Source organism: uncultured Zoogloea sp. (assembly GCF_937894855.1).
Lineage (GTDB): Bacteria > Pseudomonadota > Gammaproteobacteria > Burkholderiales > Rhodocyclaceae > Zoogloea > Zoogloea oryzae.
This window is the reverse complement of the sequence record NZ_CALAYQ010000121.1, coordinates 1-22,031: the sequence shown is the minus strand read 5'-3', so window position 1 is coordinate 22,031 and position 22,031 is coordinate 1. Positions and strand designations below refer to the sequence as shown.

Annotated in this window: 19 protein-coding genes and 1 CRISPR repeat array; of the genes, 12 read left to right on the top strand and 7 right to left on the bottom strand. The window is 61.2% G+C overall.

Going from position 1 to position 22,031, the window contains the following annotated elements:
- Nucleotides 1-95 precede the first annotated feature (95 nt).
- Complete coding sequence (locus Q0672_RS14165; RefSeq protein WP_298623107.1) at nt 96-305, bottom strand: hypothetical protein; 210 nt, start codon at nt 303-305, stop codon at nt 96-98.
- 198 nt (nt 306-503) lie between these two features.
- Here Q0672_RS14165 and Q0672_RS14160 point away from each other — a divergent pair, with 198 nt between their 5' ends.
- The 7 genes from Q0672_RS14160 (at nt 504) to Q0672_RS23515 (ending at nt 11,194) form a co-directional block, all read left to right on the top strand.
- A complete protein-coding gene (locus Q0672_RS14160; protein ID WP_298623105.1) occupies nt 504-803 on the top strand; it encodes a hypothetical protein in 300 nt (99 codons plus the stop codon).
- A 6-nt stretch (nt 804-809) separates the two neighbouring features.
- Nucleotides 810-4,685 carry an RAMP superfamily CRISPR-associated protein gene (locus tag Q0672_RS14155; protein WP_298623103.1) on the top strand — a complete coding sequence of 1,292 codons (3,876 nt, stop codon included), beginning with the start codon at nt 810-812 and terminating at the stop codon, nt 4,683-4,685.
- A gap of 174 nt (nt 4,686-4,859) precedes the next feature.
- Nucleotides 4,860-5,304: a CRISPR direct-repeat array (repeat unit 36 nt; unit sequence GTCAGGCCCCAGGGCCGAAGTCAGGCCCGTTAAGAC).
- 205 nt (nt 5,305-5,509) lie between these two features.
- Nucleotides 5,510-5,791: a CRISPR-associated endonuclease Cas2 gene (cas2, locus tag Q0672_RS14150; protein WP_298623101.1), complete on the top strand. Its 282-nt coding sequence runs from the start codon at nt 5,510-5,512 to the stop codon at nt 5,789-5,791.
- 10 nt (nt 5,792-5,801) lie between these two features.
- Nucleotides 5,802-7,832: a CRISPR-associated endonuclease Cas1 gene (cas1, locus tag Q0672_RS14145; protein ID WP_298623099.1), complete on the top strand. Its 2,031-nt coding sequence runs from the start codon at nt 5,802-5,804 to the stop codon at nt 7,830-7,832.
- The gene (gene cas2 / locus Q0672_RS14140) at nt 7,829-8,116 is read left to right on the top strand and encodes a CRISPR-associated endonuclease Cas2 (protein ID WP_298623097.1); all 288 of its coding nucleotides are present in this window, start codon (nt 7,829-7,831) and stop codon (nt 8,114-8,116) included. Before cas1 ends, cas2 (Q0672_RS14140) begins: the two co-directional genes overlap by 4 nt.
- 361 nt (nt 8,117-8,477) lie before the next feature.
- Entirely contained in the window at nt 8,478-9,728 is a 1,251-nt protein-coding gene (locus tag Q0672_RS14135; RefSeq protein WP_298623095.1) for a tyrosine-type recombinase/integrase, read from the top strand.
- A gap of 668 nt (nt 9,729-10,396) precedes the next feature.
- On the top strand, nt 10,397-11,194 hold the full coding sequence (locus Q0672_RS23515) for a lipase family protein (RefSeq protein WP_367179963.1): 798 nt from the start codon (nt 10,397-10,399) through the stop codon (nt 11,192-11,194).
- 434 nt (nt 11,195-11,628) lie between these two features.
- Here Q0672_RS23515 and Q0672_RS14130 read toward each other — a convergent pair whose 3' ends face one another.
- Entirely contained in the window at nt 11,629-12,309 is a 681-nt protein-coding gene (locus Q0672_RS14130; RefSeq protein ID WP_298623093.1) for an MltR family transcriptional regulator, read from the bottom strand.
- 327 nt (nt 12,310-12,636) lie between these two features.
- Nucleotides 12,637-13,116 carry an MBL fold metallo-hydrolase RNA specificity domain-containing protein gene (locus Q0672_RS14125; protein ID WP_298623089.1) on the bottom strand — a complete coding sequence of 160 codons (480 nt, stop codon included), beginning with the start codon at nt 13,114-13,116 and terminating at the stop codon, nt 12,637-12,639.
- A 315-nt stretch (nt 13,117-13,431) separates the two neighbouring features.
- Between Q0672_RS14125 and Q0672_RS14120 the strand changes: the two genes are divergently transcribed.
- The gene (locus Q0672_RS14120; protein WP_298623087.1) at nt 13,432-14,208 is read left to right on the top strand and encodes a hypothetical protein; all 777 of its coding nucleotides are present in this window, start codon (nt 13,432-13,434) and stop codon (nt 14,206-14,208) included.
- Here the strand turns inward: Q0672_RS14120 and Q0672_RS14115 are convergent.
- Together Q0672_RS14115 and Q0672_RS14110 are read right to left on the bottom strand one after the other, a co-directional pair.
- Nucleotides 14,162-15,202, bottom strand: coding sequence for an inovirus-type Gp2 protein (locus Q0672_RS14115; protein WP_298623085.1), 1,041 nt, complete (start codon nt 15,200-15,202; stop codon nt 14,162-14,164). The two genes, Q0672_RS14120 and Q0672_RS14115, sit on opposite strands and share 47 nt — an antisense overlap.
- A 430-nt stretch (nt 15,203-15,632) precedes the next feature.
- Nucleotides 15,633-15,878: an AlpA family transcriptional regulator gene (locus Q0672_RS14110; protein WP_298623083.1), complete on the bottom strand. Its 246-nt coding sequence runs from the start codon at nt 15,876-15,878 to the stop codon at nt 15,633-15,635.
- Between the two features lie 186 nt (nt 15,879-16,064).
- Between Q0672_RS14110 and Q0672_RS14105 the strand changes: the two genes are divergently transcribed.
- On the top strand, nt 16,065-17,519 hold the full coding sequence (locus Q0672_RS14105) for a YfjI family protein (RefSeq protein WP_298623081.1): 1,455 nt from the start codon (nt 16,065-16,067) through the stop codon (nt 17,517-17,519).
- A gap of 96 nt (nt 17,520-17,615) precedes the next feature.
- Here the strand turns inward: Q0672_RS14105 and Q0672_RS14100 are convergent, their stop codons facing one another.
- Complete coding sequence (locus tag Q0672_RS14100; protein ID WP_298623079.1) at nt 17,616-18,086, bottom strand: hypothetical protein; 471 nt, start codon at nt 18,084-18,086, stop codon at nt 17,616-17,618.
- A 154-nt stretch (nt 18,087-18,240) separates the two neighbouring features.
- Between Q0672_RS14100 and Q0672_RS14095 the strand changes: the two genes are divergently transcribed.
- The 3 genes from Q0672_RS14095 (at nt 18,241) to Q0672_RS14085 (ending at nt 21,333) form a co-directional block, all read left to right on the top strand.
- Nucleotides 18,241-19,209 carry a DUF932 domain-containing protein gene (locus Q0672_RS14095; protein WP_298623078.1) on the top strand — a complete coding sequence of 323 codons (969 nt, stop codon included), beginning with the start codon at nt 18,241-18,243 and terminating at the stop codon, nt 19,207-19,209.
- A 110-nt stretch (nt 19,210-19,319) separates the two neighbouring features.
- Nucleotides 19,320-20,324 (top strand): lambda-exonuclease family protein, encoded by a 1,005-nt coding sequence (locus tag Q0672_RS14090; protein WP_298623076.1) that lies wholly within the window; start codon nt 19,320-19,322, stop codon nt 20,322-20,324.
- Nucleotides 20,325-20,412: 88 nt separating this feature from the next.
- A complete protein-coding gene (locus Q0672_RS14085) occupies nt 20,413-21,333 on the top strand; it encodes a hydrolase or metal-binding protein (RefSeq protein WP_298623075.1) in 921 nt (306 codons plus the stop codon).
- Between the two features lie 145 nt (nt 21,334-21,478).
- Here Q0672_RS14085 and Q0672_RS14080 read toward each other — a convergent pair whose 3' ends face one another.
- Nucleotides 21,479-21,826: a hypothetical protein gene (locus tag Q0672_RS14080; protein WP_298623074.1), complete on the bottom strand. Its 348-nt coding sequence runs from the start codon at nt 21,824-21,826 to the stop codon at nt 21,479-21,481.
- Nucleotides 21,827-22,031: the final 205 nt, after the last annotated feature.

Here is a 22,031-nt window from a genome sequence, read left to right as displayed (position 1 = left end):
GTCTGCACTCGACGCTGGGCTACCTGCCGCCCACGGCCTATGAACGGAAAACCGCACTACAGCACCCTATCGAGGTGTCCGGTATTACTTGACCACTACAGGACGACCACCTCTTCGCCTACGACTGCCGGGTTGCCCGCGACGGCACTCGCTGGCTCGCCGACATCCACCTCCCCGACGGCCTCCCCGACACCGAAGTCGCCGCCGTCTGGCAAGCCCTCGCCGACCTCATCGCCCCCGGCCTCGGCCCCCTCGGCAAGACCGACGCCTTCGCCCAGGCCCGGCTCACCGCCGAGCAGCCCCACCTGTGGCCCCAGCGCGACCCCGCCACTGTCGCCAGCGGCGAGCAGCTCACCCTCCAGCTCAACACCCCGGCCCTGCTGTTCGCCTCATCCCAGGTCGCCGACCAGGCGGCCCCCGATCTCCTCGCCCTCTACCGCGACGCCTTCCACCAGCTCTCCGGCGGCACCCTCCGCCTCAGCCACTTCTTCGCCAGTCAGCGCATGGCCGGCGGCACCTACCTGCACCGGCGCCACCTCGCCCAACGCCAGCACGCCTACCGGCCCCTCGTGCTCACCGAGCCCGGCAGCGTCTTCGTGCTGAAGGTTGTCGATGCCGCCGCCCGCCCCCTGCTCGCCCGCTGGCAGCGCCACGGCCTGCCCCTGCCAACCAAGGTCGCAGCCGAGCACGGCAGCGCCTGGCAAGACCACCCCTACCTGCCCCAGAACGGCTATGGCGAAATCGCCATCGACCTCCAGCACGGCTTTCCACCGCCTGCTGCCGATCGACTCACCGCCTGCTGACCCGCCATGACCACGCCCTCCGCCCCCAAAAGCAGCCTCCCGGCCCTCCACTGGCTCATCCGCGCCGAGCTTGAAGTGCTCACCCCCCTTCACCTGGGCACCGGCACCGACCAACGCATCACCCCCGACGCCCCCGACGCCGACCCCTACTGGCAAGCCGACATCGCCCTCGACGCCGACGGCAGGCCCTACCTCCCCGGCGCCAGCCTCAAAGGAGCCCTCAAAGCCCTCGCCCGCCGCCGCCAGGTCGACGCCCCCTGCTTGCCCCTGTTTGGCGACCTCAACCGCGGCGGCGCCCCCCACCCCGACTGCATTCCCCCGCGGCGCACCCGCGCCGGCCTTGCTGAATTCCGCGACGCCCTGCAAAGCCACGCAACCCAAGCCGACGGGCCCGACACCGCCCAACCCCGCATCGCCATCGACCGTATCACCGGCAGCGTGGTGGACAAGAAGCTCTTCCACACCCAAACCGTCCCCGTCGGCACCCGCTTTAGCGTCGAGATAATCCTGCGCCGCGCCGACCAAAACCTCGCCGCCCAGCTCGTCGCCCTGCTCCAGCACGGCCCCACCGACCCCGACTTTCGCCTCGGCGCCCACGCCAACCTCGGCTTCGGGCGCGTCGGCCTGTACGGCAACATCGACACCCGCCGCTTCGGCCCGCAACAAGCGCAACACTGGTTCGCCGCCGCCCAAACCCAGGCCGACGCCCGCTGGACCGACTTCGCCGAAGCCGTCACGCTGACTGCCCCCGCCCCCGCCCCCGCCCAACCCGCCCCGCACCGGCTCGCCCTCCCCCTCAGCCTCACCTTCCACACCCCCTTCCTCGTCAAGCAGCCGGAGCACAAGCACCGCAAGCCGCAAGACAACGCCCCCGACGGCACCCCCCGCCAGCGCGGCGACCGGGCGCTCCTCCCCGGCGCCAGCCTGCGCGGCCGCCTGCGCAGCCAGGCCGAACGCATCCTGCGCACCCTTGGCTGCAAGGTCGCCCAAGGCCACGCCGTGCCGCCGGTCAAAAACAACACCTGCCCCGACCCCGCCACCCTGCTCTTCGGCACCGCCGGCTGGCGCGGCCTGCTGCGCACCGACGACTGCACCGGCACGGCCCCCGCAACCCTCGTCGATCACGACATGCTCGCCATCGACCGCTTCACCGGCGGCGGCAAGGACGGCGCCAAGTTCAAGCTCCGCTACGCCGAATGCCCCACCCTCGAAGGCCAGCTCAGCCTCGACCTCTCACGCCTGCGCAGCGCCCGCCTCGACGGCGCCAATGCCGCCGACACCCCCTGGATCGCCCTCGGCCTGCTCACCCTGGTGCTGCGCGACCTCGCCGAAGGCGACATCCCCTTCGGCCACGGCAGCGCCAAGGGCTACGGCCGCTGCCGCGCCCAGGGCCTGCCCGACCGCTGGCGCCAGGCCCTCGAAGCCCACTTCGGCCCCAACGCCGACGCCCGCGCCCTCGCCGCCCTGCGCGCCTGGTGCCGCACCCACGCCACCGCAGCCCTCGACGCCCCCTGCAGCCTCGCAGGCAGCGCCCCCACCCCGGCGGCCGCGGCGCCCAGCGGGCAAGCCGCCCCGGCCGACGCCTTCCACAACCCCTACCATTTCATCCCCTTCAGCCAGCCCGACATCGACCGCTGGCTCAGCCCCGACGCGCACCGCAAAACCGGCGGCCACAGCCGCTACCGGGGCCTCTCCGGCCGCCTGGTGTGTGCCCTCACCACCGTCACCCCGCTCTTCGTCGGCGCCGCCGCCCGCACGCCGGCAAGCGACCAACACCCCAAGCCCGTCGCCGGCTTTGCCCTGCAAAACCAGCCCGCCATCCCCGCCACCAGCCTGCGCGGCCTGCTCTCCAGCCTCTTCGAGAGCATCAGCGGCAGCAACCTGCGGGTGCTCCACCCCACGCCCTACTCCATCCGAAAGACAACCAAAGAAGCCCTCTCCGCCATCGGCCGCATCGTCGAGCGCAACGGCGAGCTGAAGCTCTACCCGCTCACGCTGCCCACCATCCACCAGAACGCTGACAACGCCTACCCCGTACCAGCCAGGTGGCGCAAGGTGTTCTATTGGGAAAGCCCGGTTCCACTGCGCGTGTACTTCGGCAGCCGAAAACAGACATACGACAGCCGCCAACCCCACTACCTCCCAATTCAGGAACTCAGCTATCTTCCCAACGACAGCGACTGCATCGCCCCCGACCAAGGCGATCTACGCTTCCCCTCCAGAGACCGCGACCGCAAGTTCCTGATCGGCCAGTGCCCGATCTCCCGGTACGATTGCCCGATCCCTGAAACCGACCTTCCGAAGCTATCTCCCCAGGAGCGCCCCCGCTACACCCGCGGCTGGGTGCGCAGCCTGTGGACCTCCAACCGCGAAAAGGAACTCCCCCACACCGTCAAACACCAACTCTTCATCCCCGACCCCGTGGAGACCCCCGCCGCCGACGACCTCCTGCCCATCCCCCAGGGCGTGCTCGACACCTTCCACGCCCTCGCCGACCTCGCCCTGGCCGGCCAGCACTGGGGAAAGGACGAAACCCCCGCCGACGACCAGCTGCTCCCCTTCACCCCCGCCGGGCGCCAGCGCCACGACGCCGACCGCCCGCCCCGCGACGCCGACCGCCAAACCCGCCTGCAACCCGGCGACCTGGTCTGCTTCGACCTGGGCGACGACGGCGCGGTGAGCGAAATCAGCTTCTCCTCCATCTGGCGCGAGGGCCTCCGCCTGGCCGGCAAGCCAAACCTCGCCACCACCGCCGACCTCCTCGCCCAAGTCTCGCCCCACCTGCTCCCCCTGGGCATGCCCGGCCGCAGCGCGCGCCTCTCGCCGGTCGAACAGCTCTTTGGCGTTGTCGAATACCGCCCGCCGCAAACCGCCAAGGGCACCCGCAAACCCACCGACGCCCCCGCCGCCTACGCCCTGGCCGGCAAGCTGCAGGTTGGCTTTGGCCGCCCGGCCCGCCCCTTTGAGCGCGAGCCCGCCGTCACCCTCAAAGAACTCTCCACCCCCAAGCCCCCGTCCCCGGCCCTCTACTTCCGCCCCAAGGCTGGCGACGGCTACGTCTCCAAGGCCAAGCTCGCCAGCCAGCCCCAAGACTACGCACCCGCCGGCCGCAAGCACTACCTCCACGCCCTGCGCCGGCAAGGCCAAGTTGCTCGACTGGACAACTCGGGCCACGTGCCCAGCGACGGCAGCGGCCGGCCGCCCTGGCAAAGCCGCTTTGATGGCCAGGAAGACAGCGGCAACAAGCGCCGCGTGCGGGTTGAGCCCATCCCCGCTGGCGAAACCTTCCACTTCGAGATCGACTTCGACAACCTCAGCCCCACCGAGCTGGAACAGCTCTGCGCCACCCTGCTGCCCCACCCCGCCTTCGAACACCGCCTGGGCATGGGCAAGCCCATTGGCCTGGGTTCGGTCAAGCTGGCGGTGGAGGGGCTGCTTCTCGTCGACCGACCCCGCCGCTACGCCGAAGACGAGCCCAACGCCCCCCGCCACCACCGCGGCTGGCGCGCCAACGCCGACGCCGGCTGGCCCGACCACCTCCAGGGCGACAGCCCCGCCGCCCCCCTGGAGGCCACCGAACAACCCGCCGCCCTGGCCGAGCGCGCCATGGCCCGCGTGCCTGCCGACGTGCGCCGCGCCCTGCAACTGCTGGGCAACCCCGGCGCCGTTGCCGCCCCGGTGCACTACCCCCAGGTCAAGGATGCTCAAATCGAAGAGAAGCACTACCTCTGGTTCGTCGCCAACGACGACGAGAAGACCGCCGGGGGCAATCGGCACCTGCCCCGCCTGCACGCCAACAGCCCCGGCCTGCCCACCCTGCCGCGACTCGTCAAGAGGGAGAAAGACCATTCCTCCAACACCGGCAAACCCCGCCGAAAATGAACCCCTTGAATCCAGGCGTCCCCAAACCCCTTCAAACAAACCGCGCCGCGGCTTGATTGCAAAAGGAAAACAACCCAGAATCCAGATCGTCCTGACTCACCGGGTACCGCTCATGCTGCATGGCGCCGCCAATGCCCCCAAAACCCGCGCCCCACAAGGCGCGCCGGGGCTGCGGTCAGGCCCCAGGGCCGAAGTCAGGCCCGTTAAGACGGACGAAGGCCGCTTCCGCGCCGACCTGTTCGTCAGGCCCCAGGGCCGAAGTCAGGCCCGTTAAGACCCAGAATTCGGTCAAACCAACCAAGTTTTTTCGTCAGGCCCCAGGGCCGAAGTCAGGCCCGTTAAGACACCCGGGCTGCGTCCTTCCCGCCGTCGTCCTTGGGGGTCAGGCCCCAGGGCCGAAGTCAGGCCCGTTAAGACTGAGCCCACGAGTTTTCGGCCACGGTCAGCGTCAGGCCCCAGGGCCGAAGTCAGGCCCGTTAAGACGGATAATCATCAATCCAGCTACAGCTTCGTACTGTCAGGCCCCAGGGCCGAAGTCAGGCCCGTTAAGACAAGCACAGAAGGATCAAGACCAGGAACGGAGGTCAGGCCCCAGGGCCGAAGTCAGGCCCGTTAAGACGGTGCTCGCGTGCACTTACTGTGGGAAGAAAAAGTCAGGCCCTTTGCCACGGCGGGCGGATGTCGCCCGCCGTGTTCTTCCTCCTCCTGCAGGCGTACCGCTGTCGGCCAGCGCAAAATTGAACCCGCTTTCCGCGCTTGTTCCGGCTTTGCGTGCCGCGCCGAAGGCGCATGCTGATCGGGTCTTCCAGCCCCCGCTTGCCGCCATGCCCCACTGGATCGTCACCACCGACATTGCCGACCCGCGACGCCTGCGGCGGGCTGCGCGGATTTGCGAACGGCACGGCGAGCGGGTGCAGGAGAGCATGTACTGGATGGACCTTGCCACCGAGGAGCTGCAGGCGTTGCAGGCGGCGCTGGCGGCAACGATCCACCCCGCCCACGACACGGTGCGCTACTACCCGGTGTGCGGGCTGGATCTGGCGCGCTCCCAGGGCGAGGGGCTGTGCCACGGGCTCAAGCCCCTGCCCAGCCACTGGCTGGTGTAAGGAGGGTGCGATGGAAGCCGGCCCCCTGCTCCGCCAGGCCCTGAGCCCCGCCAACCTGCTGACCGCCTGGAGCCGGGTGGCCGCCAACCGCGGCATGGCCGGCGTGGATGGCGAGACCATCGACGGGATCGCGCCCCAGGTGCACGGGGTGCTCGACGAGATTGCCGCCGGGGTGTGGGCCGGCAGCTACCACCCGGCCGCGCTGCGCCGAGTGTGGATGGCCCGCCCCGGCAGGTCGCCCCGGGGGCTGGCGGTGCCTACCGTCCGCGACCGCATCCTGCAGACCGCCGTGACGCTGGTGCTGACCCCGCCGGTTGAGGCCGAACTGGAAGACTGCGCGTTTGCCTACCGCCGGGGGCGGGGCGTGCGTCAGGCGGTGGCGCGCATCGGCACCTACCAGCGGCAGGGCTACCGCTGGGTGGTGGACGCCGACATCGAGCGCTTCTTCGACAACGTGCCCCACGACGCGCTGCTGGCCCGGCTTGGCGAGCTTGCGCCGGAGCCGGCGCTGCTGGCCCTGGTGCGCGCGTGGCTGACGGCCCCCATCGACGACGCGGGCCAGCAATCGATCCCCCGACTGGGGATTCCGCAAGGCAGCCCGATCTCGCCGCTGCTGGCCAACCTGTATCTCGATACCCTCGACGAGGCCCTGCTGGACGAGAACCATGTGCTGGTGCGCTATGCCGACGATTTCATCGTGCTGGCGCGGACGCGAGCACGCGCCGAAGCCGCGCTGGAGCTGACCGCGACGGTGCTGGAGCGCCTGGCCCTGAAACTCAACCCGCTCAAGACGCGGGTGCTGAACCTGGACGACGGGCTGGAGTTTCTGGGCTGGCACTTTGTCCGCAGCTTTTCGGTGCCCCGCCTGTGGCCCGAAACCCCTATACCCCTGGCGCTGCAGCCGGCCCCAATCGCTGCTGCAGCACCGTCGGCCATCGAGGGCGCGCCCACCACGCCGCCGGATAGCTGCGGCAACGTCGATGGGGATTGCGACGACGGTGGCGATGACGACGATCCACTGCCACCGCTGGCCCCGCTGCAGCGTACGCTGTATCTGGTGGATGGCGGCGCTGGCCTGTCGGTGGATAACCAGCGCTACCGCATCGAGCGGGACGGCAGCAAGGTGCTGACCCTGCCGGCAACCAACGTGGATGCGATCCTCGTCTTCGGCAACATCCAGGTGAGCACGCCCGCCCTCCAGCTGGCGGCGCGACACGCGTGCCCGGTGGTCCTGCTGTCCACCCTCGGTCGCTGCTACGGGCGCTTCGAGCCGGCCGGCGGCGACGGCGCGCCCTTGCTCCAGACTCAGTTTGCCCGCCACGGGGATACCGGCTTCGGTCTCGGGATCGTGCGTAGTCTGGTGACCGCCAAGCTCAACCATTCGGCCCTGACGCTGGCACGCGCCCACCGCCACCGTACCGGCACCGTAGCCCATCGGGACACTCCCGACCGACTGCGCGAGCTGGCCCACGGACTCGCAGCCACCACTTGCGTGGAGAGCCTGCGCGGCACCGAAGGCGCAGCGGCCGCCCGCTACTGGGCAGCCTTTGCCGAGCTGCTGCCAGAAGGATGGACCTTTGCCGGGCGGGCGGCCCACCCCGCGCCGGATGCCGTCAACGCCCTGCTTTCGCTGGGCTATACGGTGCTCTACAACGCGGTGGGCGGGCTGCTGCAGGCCCGCGGCCTCAACGCCCATCTGGGCTGGCTGCATGTGCCGGGCAGCACCCACCTGGCCCTGGCCTCCGATCTGATGGAAACCTACCGTGCCTACGTGGTGGACGCCACACTGCTGAAACTCCTCCACACCGGCACGCTAGAGCCCACAGACCACCGCTGTGATGGGGGCCATTGCCAGCTTGGTCCGGAGACGATCCGTCGTTTCATCCAGGCCATCGAGGCGCGCTTCAACGCCGTACAGCATCCCCCCCAGGCGGAGACGCCGATGGACCTGCGCCGCCTCATCGACCGGGACGTGTTGAGCCTGATTGGCGCCCTGCGCACCGGCAACCCCGCGGACTTCACCCCAACCCACTGGCGATGAGCGCCCGCTACCTCGTGTTGGTGGCCTACGACATCGCCGACCCACGCCGACTGCAACGGGTGGCCCGCGCGCTGGAAGAGATCGGCGAACGGGTGCAGAAGAGCGTCTTCGAATGCGGTGTCACGCCGGACGGGCTGATCGCACTGCGCGAACGCCTGCGCGCCCTTATCGACCCGCGGGAAGACCGGGTGCTGCTGCAGCCACTGTGCCCCCACTGCCGCCACGCCATGGTCTGGCAGGGCAAGCCGCCTCCCATAACCACCGAAGCCTTCTGGGTGATCTGAACCAACCAGCATCGCTGCCCCGACAACCCGGCGGCTCATAGCCAGGCACTGGACGACATCGCAAGGCCCCCACGCGCTAAAACACGCCCTTCAGTCACCAACAGCCGACCGGAAGCCTGCGCTCGGCCATAGCACGCAAAACAAAAGCAAAAAGCCCTTGGATCACCAAGGGCTTTTTGCTTTGAAACAATGGCGGAAAGGGAGTCTGCCTAAATATGGCGCAATTCAGTCCAACCGCGTTCAAAACGAAATATCATGTTCTTGATTTTGAACACTTTAATGATTAATGGCATCCAAGCCAATCTAACTCAAGCCAGCCCTTCGTGGCATACTGAATGGCACACCAGCTCTGAGCATGAACATGGCCATCATCACCGACACCAAGGCAAGAAACATCAAGCCTGACGATCCAGCGATCCCACACGGAGGCATCACGGGGCTCTCGCTACTTCCATCGAAAACGCGCGGGCACGGCAAGTGGGTGCTGCGTTACGTCAGCCCTGTGACAGGCAGCCGTCGAAATGCTGGGGTTGGCGCCTACCCTGAAGTTGGCATCGCAGAGGCTGCAAGACGAGCTACTGCCATGCGCATCGAACTCGCCGAAGGAAGAGACCCGCTCGAAGAGAAGGCCAAGATCAATGCCGCTCCGGAGGCACCAACGGTCCCTACGTTCAAGGATGCCGCAGAGACGCTGCACAAGGACCTACTCCCCGGCTGGAAGAACCCCAAGCACGGCCAGCAGTGGATCAACACCCTGATCGAGTACGTCTTCCCGAAGCTCGGTGAGAAGCGCCTGAACGAGATCCAACCCGGTGACGTTGCCGAGGTTCTCAAGCCGATCTGGCTCACAAAGGCTGAGACGGCCAGCCGGGTAAAACAGCGCATCCACGCCGTGATGTCCTGGGGCTGGGCGCATGGTCACTGCCAGTCGAACCCCGTGGACGTTGTAGGACACCTTCTCGCTCAGCAGCCCGGCAAAGCCGTTCGTACGAAGCACCACCCCGCAATGCCCTGGCGCCTGATCCCTGAATTCGTCAAAAATCACCTCAGGCCGGGCAACCGGCCTGAGGTCACACGTTCGTTGCTGGAATTCATCATCCTGACGGCCTGCCGCTCAGGCGAAGCCAGAGGAATGACGTGGACTGAAGTGGACTTCAAGAACGCAGTCTGGTCGATCCCGCCAGAACGGATGAAGGCCAAGATACTTCACCGTGTTCCGCTTTCACCGCGCGCGCTTCAGATTCTGGAAGGCCAGAAGGAGCAGCACGAGACTCTGGTCTTCCCTTCGATCCGAGACCAGGTCGAACTCTCCGACATGGCGATCACTGCCCTACTCCGCCGTGTCAAAGCACCCAGCGACACGCCTGAACGTATTGCGACGACCCACGGCTTCAGATCAAGTTTCCGAGACTGGTGCAGCGAAAAGGGTTACTCGCGGGATCTGGCTGAACGATCTCTTGCGCACACCATCAAGGACAAGGTCGAGGCTGCATACCATCGGACAGATTTGCTGGAGCAACGCAGAGAGCTCATGAACGATTGGGCTAACTACGTCTCAGGCGCACTCTCCTTCGCAGATCTGTTTGAGGCACACAGCCACGTTCTTCGGTAGGCAGCTTGTCGGCCAATTCGGTCGTTGGCCGATGACGGCGAATCAGGCAGCAAAGTGCGGGTTACCAGCCGGCGGGGGTAATTCAACCCCGAACGTCAGCTTCTCGACATGGCGAACTCACACTTCCGACCCTAAGCAGAAATCCATACATCATAAGAGTAGACAGTCGAACCGGACTTGGTGTCAAAATGGCAGTTATGTAGTGATTGGCTGCAATCTGGCAGCAAAGTCAATGACACTTGATGCGCCGCCGGCATCGAGGAGTTGTGCCATTACCAGCGAGGTCGATAAAGAAGGGGGGCTGAAGTGCACACTGGAAAGTTTGATGATCCCGAAGTAATCGAGGGGGCGGCGCGAGCTTCATTGCAGATGTACGAGGCGCCTTGCATCCCGACTGGTTTTCGACACATCAGGACTGTCGAGTTGTTTACTTGGCCTCCGGGTGAATTGGCTGGCGGTGTGAAGTATGACGGGAATGTAGTCTACGTAGCGATTCGAGGAACTAGTGTGCTCGGTAACTGGATATTTACAAACCTCCAGGCTTTTATGGCTCCATTCCATGTAGTGGACGACAAATTAAGTGACGCTCCGAGCACGAAATATCAAGGAGGTCACTATAGGAGACTTTCTGAAGGTGCCATACATCAAGGTTTTTTCAGGGCCTTCTCATGGCTTTGGTACGGGACAGAGCCGATGCTCGACGCAGTATTGAGAGATCGAAACATCGCTCTTGTACGGCTGAAACGATACTGGACACTTTTTTTCTGCTGCCTCTGCTGTTGGTCCTATTCTTCGAGCAATTAGGAGTCTCTGGCGCGGTAGGTGCGCTATGGGGGGCATCCATCGCGTTGGTCTTTATGACAGCTGAGGCTGGCATATGGGAGGACTACTTTAAGAGAGTTCCCCAAGTGCAGGGCGGAGCTCCTACGGACCCGCTACTCGGAAACCCCGAGCACTGTTTGTTGGACGAGCTCGCTTCGTATGAAAGAGTCGTTTTCACCGGACACTCACTTGGAGGCGCAGTGGCAACTATTGCGTTTATGGTCTATAGCTGCAGGTGCCGCAGTCAAGGAGCCAAAGAAAACGCCGTTCTAGTTACATTTGGTGCTCCCCGGATTGGGGATATGGACTTTGTGAACGAGTTCTCTAGCCGGTTTAAAGGGCGCTTTGTCCACGTGCAACACCCGGGGGATCCTGTGCCGGATCTGCCACCTAATGGGATGCGAGAGCTGATCGCTCGACGATTCTGGATGCGAGGTCCGCTTGGCTGTCTCGTCATACTTCTATACTTCGGTTGGACCATCGTTGCACGCTTGTATCGCGCGCCTCGTGCTGCTCGTTGGGGGGACGGCACGACGCATGAAGTCGCTCCGGGCACTAGGTGGCTTTCGTTCAAGAGCCACAGCATGGCGGACGTCTACTATCGTTGGGCGCAGTCGTACGCCGCCAAAAACCGGCCCGAATAGTGCTCCGGCCGATTGCTCGCGTGCGTGATCCACAGAGAAGCTTCCGTTCCGTCGCTTGATGGCAAAACGACAGATGGCCATCATCTTGCTGCCTGGCTTCGCCGATCAGGTGAGCAACAGCTCCGGCCGAGATTCGGTCTCAGGCCCAGCGGTAGCAGGCTGCATCTCGGCCTTATGGAAAGCTTTGCATAAGGCCGATGACCCGTCCTCGGTCTGATGACCTGCCGTGGGTTGGTACGCACAATCAGGCGGCAATGCGACGGTTCCTGCTATTCATAGCTCTCGGCCTGTATCGATCGTTTGTCATTTCAGATTGCAATCGGATTCGACCCAATGCGGCGCATACAGAACGTAAAGTGCGGACGTTCAATTTACCAAGGTTAATAGAGATCGTCAAAGTCAGTACATTTTTCGATATGCCGCTATCGGACGACCTACTCAGGAGTCTTCATTTCTGAAATCTGCCGAACATAATGAAGAGCTTGTTCATAGGTAATCTCTGGACAAGTAATAGCCATCATTCGGCGAGCAGCGACCTCTAAACGATGCTCCTCAAGAGTGCTTCTGACAGGAACATGCTCATGCTCAGGAATAGTCCGATGATAGGCATGAGATTGATAGAGATGGATTGCCGCAGCAAGGAACAATAGTTTTTTGACAAATTGATCGCGGCATGTGCCGTTAGAATCAGCGGTGCTCGGCAGCATCGCCGTGATCCTATTTTTCACAGTCTCCGACTCGAAGGTCATTGGCTGATGCAGGTGGGCGAATTCGTTTCGAATCTTCCTCAAAAGATCGAGTGCCTGTTGCGTTTCTTTTGAGATAAGACCGAGAGCGAAAGAAACCCTGATTTTTGAAGAGAATGTTCCTACGGGGCCGTTGAATTCAAACAAAGCTTCCGTTGCGGTGGCTGCTTGTCTAACAAAGAAGCGTTTCAATAACGCGCTGAGTTCATTCTCAATGTACGCAGCAGCGACCAAAGCGCAGCCACGATCAGACTCCTTAGCCAACTCTTCTTTTATCCGAAACAGCAATTCGGATCGGGATAATCCATCTGGAACGATGGTTTCCAGACAATCCTTGGGTTCTGACGTAGAAAATTCTTTTGAGGTCATCGGCTCTTCTTTTCGTCGAGGTCGAGGTAGTGGTGGAGACGGGCGCGATTAGCGTACCTAATGGTGCGATGGATCGAGTGGCTGCAGCGCTCAGTTTGCCGCCCGTGGCGGGTCGTTGCGATGTACGCCTGCTTGAGGTCGAGATCGGTCGCTCGGGCGCACGGACTCGAGCGGCCGCTCCGGCCCACCACCAGCCTGTAGCAACCAACACGCTGTCAGCCAGTAACAACTCACTCGGCGCACTCTTCGTTTCGAGCCAACTATACCCCGGACGCCTGTTGGCGTCGGGGAATGATGCGCTACTTAAACATGGCACTGCTTCCAGTGCTAGAACGCCATCCTCATCCGCGCCAACTCACTTTTCAATAGCTCAATCTCCATCGCGATCTTCACTTCCGAAGCACGGTCATCAACAACCCTGGCGCCCGCATCCAAGTCAAACCACTCCTCGCCCGAATCCGGCAACACCGTTCGAACCGGAAGTCCCACCTCCTCAGCGCGGTGCTCCAGCGCCTTCCTTAGGGCCAAACGCTGATCATCCGCGCCATGCTGGATGAAAACCACCTGCCCGCTCGTCTCCCACTTCTCCCTGAACGACCAGACCAACCAATCCACCAACCCACGCTGATCGGCATGCGCGGAGTACCCACCCAACTGCACGATACTTGCGCGAACATCCCGGATTGCCACCCGCTCACCCTCCGACCACGCCAGGAAACCCGTGTGCCGTGCACGCTCCGAGACCGGGGTCGCACGTAACGAAAGAAGCTGCCCGGCAATCGATGTGGGCGGTGCATAGCCCAGCATCGCCACTATCGTACTCGTCTGTCTAAGCAAGTGCGGCAGCCAGGCACGTGCAGGCCCTCCGTCGCAGCTACCCGCGTCGGTGACAATCACGCAAGGCCGGGGAACTCCACTTTCCATCAGTTCCCTTCGCTTACCCACCGAGATCTGACTTCGCGCATTCAAGCCTCAAGAAACAAGAACTAGAAGCCGATATATTTAGATGAGGCAGACTACCCAGCGATACCGCATGGCGAGGACGAAGAAGAACAGGATTTATTAAAGTTAGCACTCGATTGCCGCTAGCCATGCCAATAATCTCTCAGTCGAACACACATCGTGACCAATAATATAATCGATGCCGCTCTTAAAATTGGAGCAAACAATATCATCAGGGCTCTTTTAAAAAACAAGGATACAAAAGAGAGCTTTAAAATCACAGTAAAGTTAATGCACAACAAAGATCGCTTGCAGACGAAAACAATCGCGGATAGCCTCGTCAAAAAGCTATATGCCTACAAAATTAAACGTAGCGAAGTAATTTACATCTCCACCGCAGCTTACATGTGCGCCGTTTCCTTTGCCATCCTGTCTCATCGAGAACGGAAAGCAGGAGAAGTCAGCAGAGCCCTATTCGCATTAAACAGATCTAATTATTATCTAGGCGTGCTTCACAGCTACTCAAGTGAGACTTTTATGCCTAGCCCTGAGGCAAAGAAAGCCATTCAAATCATTAAAGACATAGCGGATGGCGGCTCAAAGGGTGGGAAGAGCAGAGATGATAAAAGAGGGCCTCCAAGACAAGAGGCAGCAAGACTTCTTTCCGAACTGAAGCCAAAAGACGGATGGAATACCTATCAACAAGCTGCAACCGATATCGCCAAGCACGTCGGGAAGTTCATTGAGAAATATGAGTTAAATCACCCCGGAACCGATTTGGAGATTGGAACAAGCGAAGACACTCTTGTTCCTACGATCATAAGATGGATAACAAAAGTGGATGTAGTCACCAAAGCATTCGAATCCAATGCATCCCAGAAGGCTTTAAAGAGAATTAAGAATAAAAAGCTCAAAAAACACGAGGACGCCCCCTTGCCTCCTTCGGACGAGCCTTAATCTGCCCCTTTCCGAACGTTCGTCCAACATCCACCTCCTTCAGGCAGAGGTGATAATCGGGCTTTGTCAGGTAGGCAATCGCTTTGCGCAAGCCAAATCTTCGCTCTTTATCGAAATGGGAGATCATGCCAATACCAAGATCGACGTACTTATCTTTAACGGCGTTGCAGTTCCAATAAAGTTCTTCCTTGCCCTGCATTTTCTCCCAGGTTTGTCCGATCAGCCGTCCAATAGTGATGTCCTCCCGAACCTTGGCACCATCGAAATAGAAAAACCAGTGATAGTGAAAGCCTTTGGTTAATCCGTACTCGAGCTTCCAGCAGTGGCCGAGCTTGTTCGCGGCAAACTTTTCGCTACTGAGCTTTCGTATGAATCGCGCCCTGTCCTTCCGCAGTCTGTCAGGCGGCACTGTGATCCCGTTTAACTCACCGTCCTTCTTGACTGAAGGGTAATAGAGATCCACACGAACAACGAGCAATCGAGAACACCGGGAGAACAGCCTCTCAACGTATCGTTCCATTTCGCGGAGAACCTTCAGCGCACGACGCTTACAACGGTATGAGAGGATTCTGAAGCTAGTACTGACTACCTCAGTCCTGAATGACGATACGAATCGGTTCAGGTGATCACAAATCTGCGTCGCGTTTGCCGTAGAGAAGCCTCGCAATCCGCCTCTGACGTACTCCTTCACGAGCGGGTCTTCACTCAGCATTCGAAAGAAGACCTCCACCCTCGGATCAAACTCGTGGTATGGATAGTATTTCTTTATGAAGGCAGGCGCATATTGAATAGCGAAAATGACCGACTCCGCAATATAGCCATTTCCAGCCACATTGCACCCACCCTCTCTTCGCTTAATAACCTGAAACAGTGTGGCATCCGTCCGTTTCAGTGCATCTGACACCCTCCTGACTTGATCAATCCAATTCACGGCGTCAAGTTCATGGGTGATCGTTCGGTGCGATGTCTTGGGGACATCGCCAACGACCTTCATCGACCTCTCTTCCAACTGCCTCTTCACTTCATTTGCGTTTAATCGCATTGGCGGCATCTCTCAGTCTTAGATGTGATTATGTTAGTTACAAGCACCATCAACTCCCTTGCAATCTCCATTTTCTGTCACGTCACACAGTAAGCGGCAATGCTTTCGCTCATGGGCATATTTAATTGGCTAGATCCCCATCGGCTACTTCATGTGCACCGCACCAGATACAGACTCCTTTACGCTGACCATCTTTAACAAGACTATAGATAGCTATTGTTAATGTTAATAATATAATTAATTCAATAAAAACCAATTTAAATTATTCTATAAAGCCGCTGATTAAGTAGACTTTCCCCCTTACGTAGAGGAGTAAATTGCTTAAAACTATCGATTAGCGCTTGTCGAGTTAGTGCAGACATTTTCTTCCGAACACCTCCCTCTAAGCTACCTGTCGATATTGCGCGCGGGTAGCAATCCACATATTAATCTCATCCAGAAGCCAGCCGACACTGCCCTTGCCCAGCCGAATCCGCCGAGGGAAAGTCGGATCAAATCGTGGGGATCCCCGATTCTGCCAGTCGTAGAGCGTCGACCGACCTATACCAAGCATCTCAGCCAACTGCTTGGCCCTTATGATCTTGCCTTGGGGTGCGGGTTTTCCACCTCTCTCTTCAATTTCTTTCATTTATCACCTCCATTTCGCCAGTGCCACCAGCTTAAATTTCTGATCCATTTTTTTGAATGCCTCTAGGGGGTAGAGCCTCATTGCTGTGTGACTCTAGGGGGTAGAGACATTTATCGTGCCCAGCATTCCTGCCATCCTCTCTGCGGAGCGCTTTTTGCTCTAATTTAATCGATAGAGAATAGCGGAATGAAAAATCCAATCAACATGACCGAATTCCCCATTAACGCGCTGGGCGTAGTGCTAGGTGCCGCCGTCTGGGAGGCCACGCTGGCAACAGGCAATACGGTTTCTTCAAACGCAGTCGCAATGCTCGCGGGCGCATCGCTCTGTGCCCAAGGCCTCGTCGAAGTCGAGAAGCGCCCGGGTCTCGTTTCACCCATCGGCCAATACTTCGCGGCGATCCTGCCTTCTGGAGAGCGCAAAACCGCGTCCCTTCAGATTGCGCTGGCTCCAGTGCGCGCCTTCAGTACCGAAGCCGCTGCACAACACAGAGCAGCCATCGCCCAGTTCGACGCAGAGATGTCTGCCTGGCGAGCCGAGGAGCGCGGAATCCAGATCGCGATTCGTCGCCGCTCTGAGAACGACGAGGACGTAGAGGCTGAACGCGAACGACTGCGGGAACACGCACAGCACCGTCCTCGTAAGCCCAAGCGCCTTAAGCTGATTCACGAGAACGTCACGCCGACCGCCCTTTGGACAAGTCTTGCCGAATCGCAGCCCACGACATCGCTGATCTCGGACGAGGGGCAGGTCATCATTTCGAGCCGAGCTCTGTCCGATCCAGGCCTCCTGAACAAGGCGTGGGACGCTGGGACACTCCTTATTGATCGCGCCACCGCCGGCGAGCTTGTCATCGAAAAGCCCGCCCTCACGATGCTGTTGCAGTTCCAGCCCGGCGTATTTCAGACGCTCATCGACAAAAAGGGCCAGTTACTGCGGGACTCCGGCTTTTTCGCGCGATGCTTCATCATCGCACCGCCCCCGATGGCGGGATCCCGGTTCCTCGCCTACGCCCCTGAGACAACCGGCGACGACCTGCGCCGCTACCATGAGCGCTGCATCCAACTTCTGCAGACGCATCACCTCGACGACAACGGTGATCTCCTGCCCCGTCAGACACTTCGATTTTCAGCTGAGGCTCAGGCACGCTGGGACATGGAGCACGATCAAATCGAGGGTGCGATGCAAGACGGGGGCTACTTTTTTTGCTTTCGGGACTTCGCATCCAAGTTGGCGGACAAGATCGCACGCCTGGCAGCCCTGCTGCATTTTTTCGATGGGCACGACGGCGAGATTTCGCGGGAGACCTTGGATCGGGCCATCGTGATCGCCCAGTGGTTCGCGGCGGAATACGTTCGAATTTGTACGCCCCCTCCAGTCATTCCGGAGGACCAGCAGAATGCAGTTAGGATTCGAGATTGGCTGTTGCGCCAATACCAGACGACCGGCTGCCCTTCTGTCCGGAAAAACGACGCCCTGCAACTGGGTCCGAACCCCATCCGGTCGAAGTCAGCACTGAATGACGCGCTGTGGCACCTTAAGCAGTGGGGGCAGGTGGTGGAGTGGAAAGCACCGGAGGATCGCAAGACATACATAGGCTTGACGCGGGAGTGCATCGCTCAGATCTTCCCACCTCGCTGATATTTCTGGCCAAGGCGAACGGCTTCCCAGCTATTTTTGCTATTCCTACGTGAAATAGCTGGGCTCTTCACCTTCTCCCTCATCAAAACCTGGCTCTCAAGGCCTTTCTAAAATTTTTCGGTCACCTAGATCTCGCTTGTCAGCCTGGTCGATGGTGGCCGAATTTCCTTTGTGGGATCCGTTCCTCAACCTGGTCTGACTACCCGCCGCCTTCGCCATACCTTCGAAGCCGGTTAGGGATCCGCTTTTGTCTAACACCAGATGCAGGAGAAGTTCATGGCACTCCAATGCCCCCGCTGTAACTCGATCCACGTCGAGTCCCTTGATCGCGCCAAGAAAGCCGGTGGCGCGGTCGGTTTTGTTGGTGGTGCGGCCAGCGGCGTCGCCAGTGCCGTCAGTGGCGCCCGCGTCGGTGCCGCGGTCGGCATGGTCGGTGGCCCCGTTGGGGCTTCCGTTGGTGGCATCCTCGGTGCAGTACTCGGTGGTCTGATGGGCGGAACCGCAGGCGGTCTCGCCGGCGCCAAGCTCGGACAGCTCATCGATGACCGGCTGCTCCAGAATTTGCATTGCCTCAACTGCGATCACGTCTTTGCAACCGACTCGGCGAAGTCCCTCGACATCAAGCCGCCCAAGCTGAAGTCCTGACGCCCTCGTTAATCACCACGACTGAGCGGACACCCTTCCCGGGGTGTCCGCTTTTCTTTGCACGAAAGGAATCAACATGGCCCATCTGATCGACTCCATGGCCTACGTGGGCGAGACGCCCTGGCACGAACTGGGTAACGCCCTGCCCGCCAAGCAACCCATCGAGGTGTGGGCGGAGAAAGCCGGCATGGACTGGCAGATCCTCGAAACCCCGGTCTGCTTCATGGCCGAGAAAGCCGGTTCCCTCGGCTCCATCAAGACCTTCCCGGATCAGAAGGTGCTGTATCGCAGTGACAGTCACAAAGCCTTGTCGGTGGTCAGTGATCGCTACCAGGTTGTCCAGCCCCGCGAGGTGCTGGAGTTCTACCGGGATCTCGTCGAGCTCTCGGGGTATGAGCTGGAGACGGCCGGCGTCCTGAAGGAAGGCCGGAAGTTCTGGGCGCTGGCCCGTACCGGGAAGGAGACGGTGCTGAAGGGCAACGACTGCGTGAAGGGCTATCTCCTACTCGCCACGTCCTGCGATGGAACGCTGGCGACCACCGCGACGCCAACCACGATCCGCGTGGTGTGCAACAACACCTTGTCGGTCGCGCTAAATGGGGCGACCTCGGCGATCAAGGTGCCGCACCGTACGAGCTTCGATGCCCAGGCGGTGAAGAAGCAGTTGGGGGTGGCCGTGTCCCAGTGGGACGGCTTCATGTACCGGATGCGCACGCTCTCGGAGCGGAAGGTGAAGAGCCACGAGGCGCTGAACTACTTCCTGCGGGTGCTCTGCAATAACGATACCGCCCAGGACTCGGGTCGCGGACTCGTCAATGAACGAGCCCTCAAGAAGGTGCAAGCCATGTATGAAGGCCATGGCCGGGGTGCGGAGCTGGATGCCGCCAAGGGTACGGCCTGGGGTCTGCTGTGTTCGATCACGGAGTACGTGGATCACGAGAAGCGTTCCCGTGGCCCGGAGTACCGCCTCGACAGCGCCTGGTTTGGTCAGGGTGCGGTCCTCAAGCAGCGGGCCCTCGATGAAGCCCTCGCCCTGGCGGCCTGATCGGTTCATTTCCGCATCGCCATCCCTCCCCTTCGTTCTCCCCTCCCCTGCCCCGCCCGGTACGTGCCGGTCGGGGATTTTTTTGTCTTTGTTTAGTTGAAGGAGTTGCCATGAGCGCGACTGCACCGTCTTCTGTGCCCGAAGCCAAGCCCCGTAAGGCACTGAAGCTCGTCAAGACCCACAAGCTCGGCCGTGAGGAATGGCTGGGTGTTCGTAAACAAGGCATCGGCAGTTCGGATGCTGCCGCTGCCGTTGGCCTCAACCCCTACAAGTCCCCGCTGGAGCTCTGGCTCGAGAAGACCGGCCGGGATGGCGATCTACCGAAGACCGATCCGAACGATGAAACCTCTCCGATGTATTGGGGGACGCTGCTGGAACCCATCGTTGCGAGCCACTACACCCGGCGAACGGGCAACCGGGTGCGGCGGATCAACGCGGTGCTGCAGCACCCGACCTATCCCTGGATGCTGGCCAACATCGACCGGGAAGTTATCGGTGTGCCGGACGTTCAGATCCTCGAATGCAAGACGGCCGGGATCAACGGTTCGCTCCTGTGGCGCGACGGAGTGCCGGAGTACGTGCAGTTGCAGGTGATGCACCAACTCGCGGTGACCGGAAAGCAGGCCGCGGATGTGGCGGTGCTGCTCGGGGGGCAGGAGCTGCAGATCCACCGGATCGAGCGGGACGACGACCTGATCGACAAGCTCACGACGCTGGAAGAACAGTTCTGGCGCTTCGTGGAGACGGACACCCCACCGCCTGCCGATGGTTCCGAGTCGGCGGATCGGGCGCTGCGCTGCCTGTATCCACGGGACTCGGGAAGGATCATCGACCTCTCGGAAGACCGGACGATGTCGGCACTGTTCGCGGATCTAGTGAATGTGCGTCAGACCTTGGCGCGGGATGCGGAGGTGGAAGCCCAGCTCAAGCAGCGGATTCAGGAACGGATGGCGGATGCGACGCGGGCGATCTTCGAGACTGGCGAGGTGACCTGGAAGCGGAGCAAGGACAGCACGGTGCTCGATGTGTCGGCACTGACGGCGGATCACCCCGAACTCACCCAGGCGTACGTCAAAGCCAAACCCGGCTCCCGACGCTTCCTGGTGGTGGCGTGAAGGGACAAACGAATGGCCATGCCCCCCAGGGAGCATGGCCTTTTTTTATGGACATCGGGCGGAGTCGCCCAGACTGAAAGGAACAATCATGATCAAGGGACTGGCACTGACCCCGCCGGTGGTGGGACGTATCGCGATCGGCAAGGTGGTGGAGAAAGGGGGCAAGCGGCTGCCGGAGAAGGATGACGAGTTCACGTTGACGAGTCAGGTGCAGACGCGGGACGGGTGGGTGAATCACCCACTGGATGAGGTGCTGCGAAAGCAATCGGGGGCCAAGCTGCGGGCGATCCCGATACGCCTGCTGTTTGACGACGTGGATCTGAACCTGCGGGCGAGCTACACGCTGTTCGACCGGACGAACGGCCGGCCGGTGTGTGTGGGTAATGGGGAGACCTGCAAGCGGGCGACGGGGAACGGTATCCAGGCGCTGCCCTGCCCGACGCCTCATGCGTGCGAGTTCGGCCAGGGGGTGTGCAAGCCCTATGGCCGGCTGAATGTGCGGATCGGGGATGAGGATGAGCTGGGGAGCTTCGTGTTCCGGACCACGGGGTTCAACAGCATTCGGACACTGGCGGCGCGGCTGACGTACTTCGCGGCCCTGTCGGGGGGCCTTCTGTCGTGTCTGCCGCTAGAGATGCGGCTTCGGGGGAAGTCCACGACGCAGTCGCATCGGGCACCGATCTATTACGTAGACCTCACGGTACGGACCGGGATGACGCTGGCCGAGGCCTTGGCGGAAGCCAAGGCAGAGCGGGACAAGCGGAGGGCGGCGGGGTTTGACCAGGCGGCACTGGATCTGGCGGCGCGGGTGGGGTTTGCGAACGGGGCGTTCGAGGAGCTGGAGGAGGACGGCACTTCGGTGGTCGAGGAGTTCTACCCGGAAGGTGACGCGGATGAGGTTACGGGTGCGGTGGGGTCGATCAAGGATCTGCAGCAAAACCCGCTCCACGGACGGCTGGATGCGCGTATCAAGGGAAGGCAGCAGGAGCGACAGACCGAAACGGGGTAACTTTACCTCCGCGGGTGTTCGGCACCAGACGGCCCTGATTGCCTTCGGGCGTCGGGGTCTTTTTTTGTTGTCTGCATGGCGACGCGTCCAAGTTCCACTTTGTGTGATGCTTTCGGCACGGCATTTTCTTGGTGTTCGCGCTACGCTAGTGCGGTGAATATTGCCGAAGAGCTGCCCTATGTGTAACACCAACGATGAGCTCGTCCCTGGGAGGGACTTGGAAAACACCAATCACGACGATCCTGAGAGCGGGGAGTTCGGATACGCTGACCAGGACTTGGAGGAGGATGGGTTCGAGGAGGAATATGGACTCCCCCCGGATTCGATGTGCGTTCATCATGACGACGAACCAGCGGTCAACATTCGAGATGGCGAACCATTGTGCCAGCAGTGCGACGAAGACTACTGCGACACGTTTCGGGGGAATGACTGATGTGGGTCCGATTCCTGTCGCCCGCTCCACATCGGATTCCGGCAGGTCGTTGATCTGCATGCAAAAAAGCCAACCTGCGAGGGTTGGCTTTTTTCTGTCTGTTCAATGTCTGGTCGGAGGTGGGTAAGGTTCGGTCTAAATCCATAAAGCTCATTACAACAGGCCGCTGATCGGCCTAAGCTGCCGGTGACCTTACGGACGGAGTCAGGACGCAATCTGTCGCTCACCTGCCGTTCAGCCGGAGGCCACGTTTAACTGCAGCTTG

What these genes read in the sequence shown, in the direction of transcription:
- Q0672_RS14160 (WP_298623105.1), top strand. Translation starts at nt 504, where the DNA reads ATGGCCGGCGGCACCTACCTGCACCGGCGCCACCTCGCCCAACGCCAG.
- Q0672_RS14155 (WP_298623103.1), top strand. Translation starts at nt 810, where the DNA reads ATGACCACGCCCTCCGCCCCCAAAAGCAGCCTCCCGGCCCTCCACTGG.
- cas2 (WP_298623101.1), top strand. Translation starts at nt 5,510, where the DNA reads ATGCCCCACTGGATCGTCACCACCGACATTGCCGACCCGCGACGCCTG.
- cas1 (WP_298623099.1), top strand. Translation starts at nt 5,802, where the DNA reads ATGGAAGCCGGCCCCCTGCTCCGCCAGGCCCTGAGCCCCGCCAACCTG.
- cas2 (WP_298623097.1), top strand. Translation starts at nt 7,829, where the DNA reads ATGAGCGCCCGCTACCTCGTGTTGGTGGCCTACGACATCGCCGACCCA.
- Q0672_RS14135 (WP_298623095.1), top strand. Translation starts at nt 8,478, where the DNA reads ATGGCCATCATCACCGACACCAAGGCAAGAAACATCAAGCCTGACGAT.
- Q0672_RS23515 (WP_367179963.1), top strand. Translation starts at nt 10,397, where the DNA reads ATGGCTTTGGTACGGGACAGAGCCGATGCTCGACGCAGTATTGAGAGA.
- Q0672_RS14130 (WP_298623093.1), bottom strand. Translation starts at nt 12,309, where the DNA reads ATGACCTCAAAAGAATTTTCTACGTCAGAACCCAAGGATTGTCTGGAA.
- Q0672_RS14125 (WP_298623089.1), bottom strand. Translation starts at nt 13,116, where the DNA reads ATGCTGGGCTATGCACCGCCCACATCGATTGCCGGGCAGCTTCTTTCG.
- Q0672_RS14115 (WP_298623085.1), bottom strand. Translation starts at nt 15,202, where the DNA reads ATGAAGGTCGTTGGCGATGTCCCCAAGACATCGCACCGAACGATCACC.
- Q0672_RS14110 (WP_298623083.1), bottom strand. Translation starts at nt 15,878, where the DNA reads ATGAAAGAAATTGAAGAGAGAGGTGGAAAACCCGCACCCCAAGGCAAG.
- Q0672_RS14105 (WP_298623081.1), top strand. Translation starts at nt 16,065, where the DNA reads ATGAAAAATCCAATCAACATGACCGAATTCCCCATTAACGCGCTGGGC.
- Q0672_RS14100 (WP_298623079.1), bottom strand. Translation starts at nt 18,086, where the DNA reads ATGCAAATTCTGGAGCAGCCGGTCATCGATGAGCTGTCCGAGCTTGGC.
- Q0672_RS14095 (WP_298623078.1), top strand. Translation starts at nt 18,241, where the DNA reads ATGGCCCATCTGATCGACTCCATGGCCTACGTGGGCGAGACGCCCTGG.
- Q0672_RS14090 (WP_298623076.1), top strand. Translation starts at nt 19,320, where the DNA reads ATGAGCGCGACTGCACCGTCTTCTGTGCCCGAAGCCAAGCCCCGTAAG.
- Q0672_RS14085 (WP_298623075.1), top strand. Translation starts at nt 20,413, where the DNA reads ATGATCAAGGGACTGGCACTGACCCCGCCGGTGGTGGGACGTATCGCG.
- Q0672_RS14080 (WP_298623074.1), bottom strand. Translation starts at nt 21,826, where the DNA reads ATGCAGATCAACGACCTGCCGGAATCCGATGTGGAGCGGGCGACAGGA.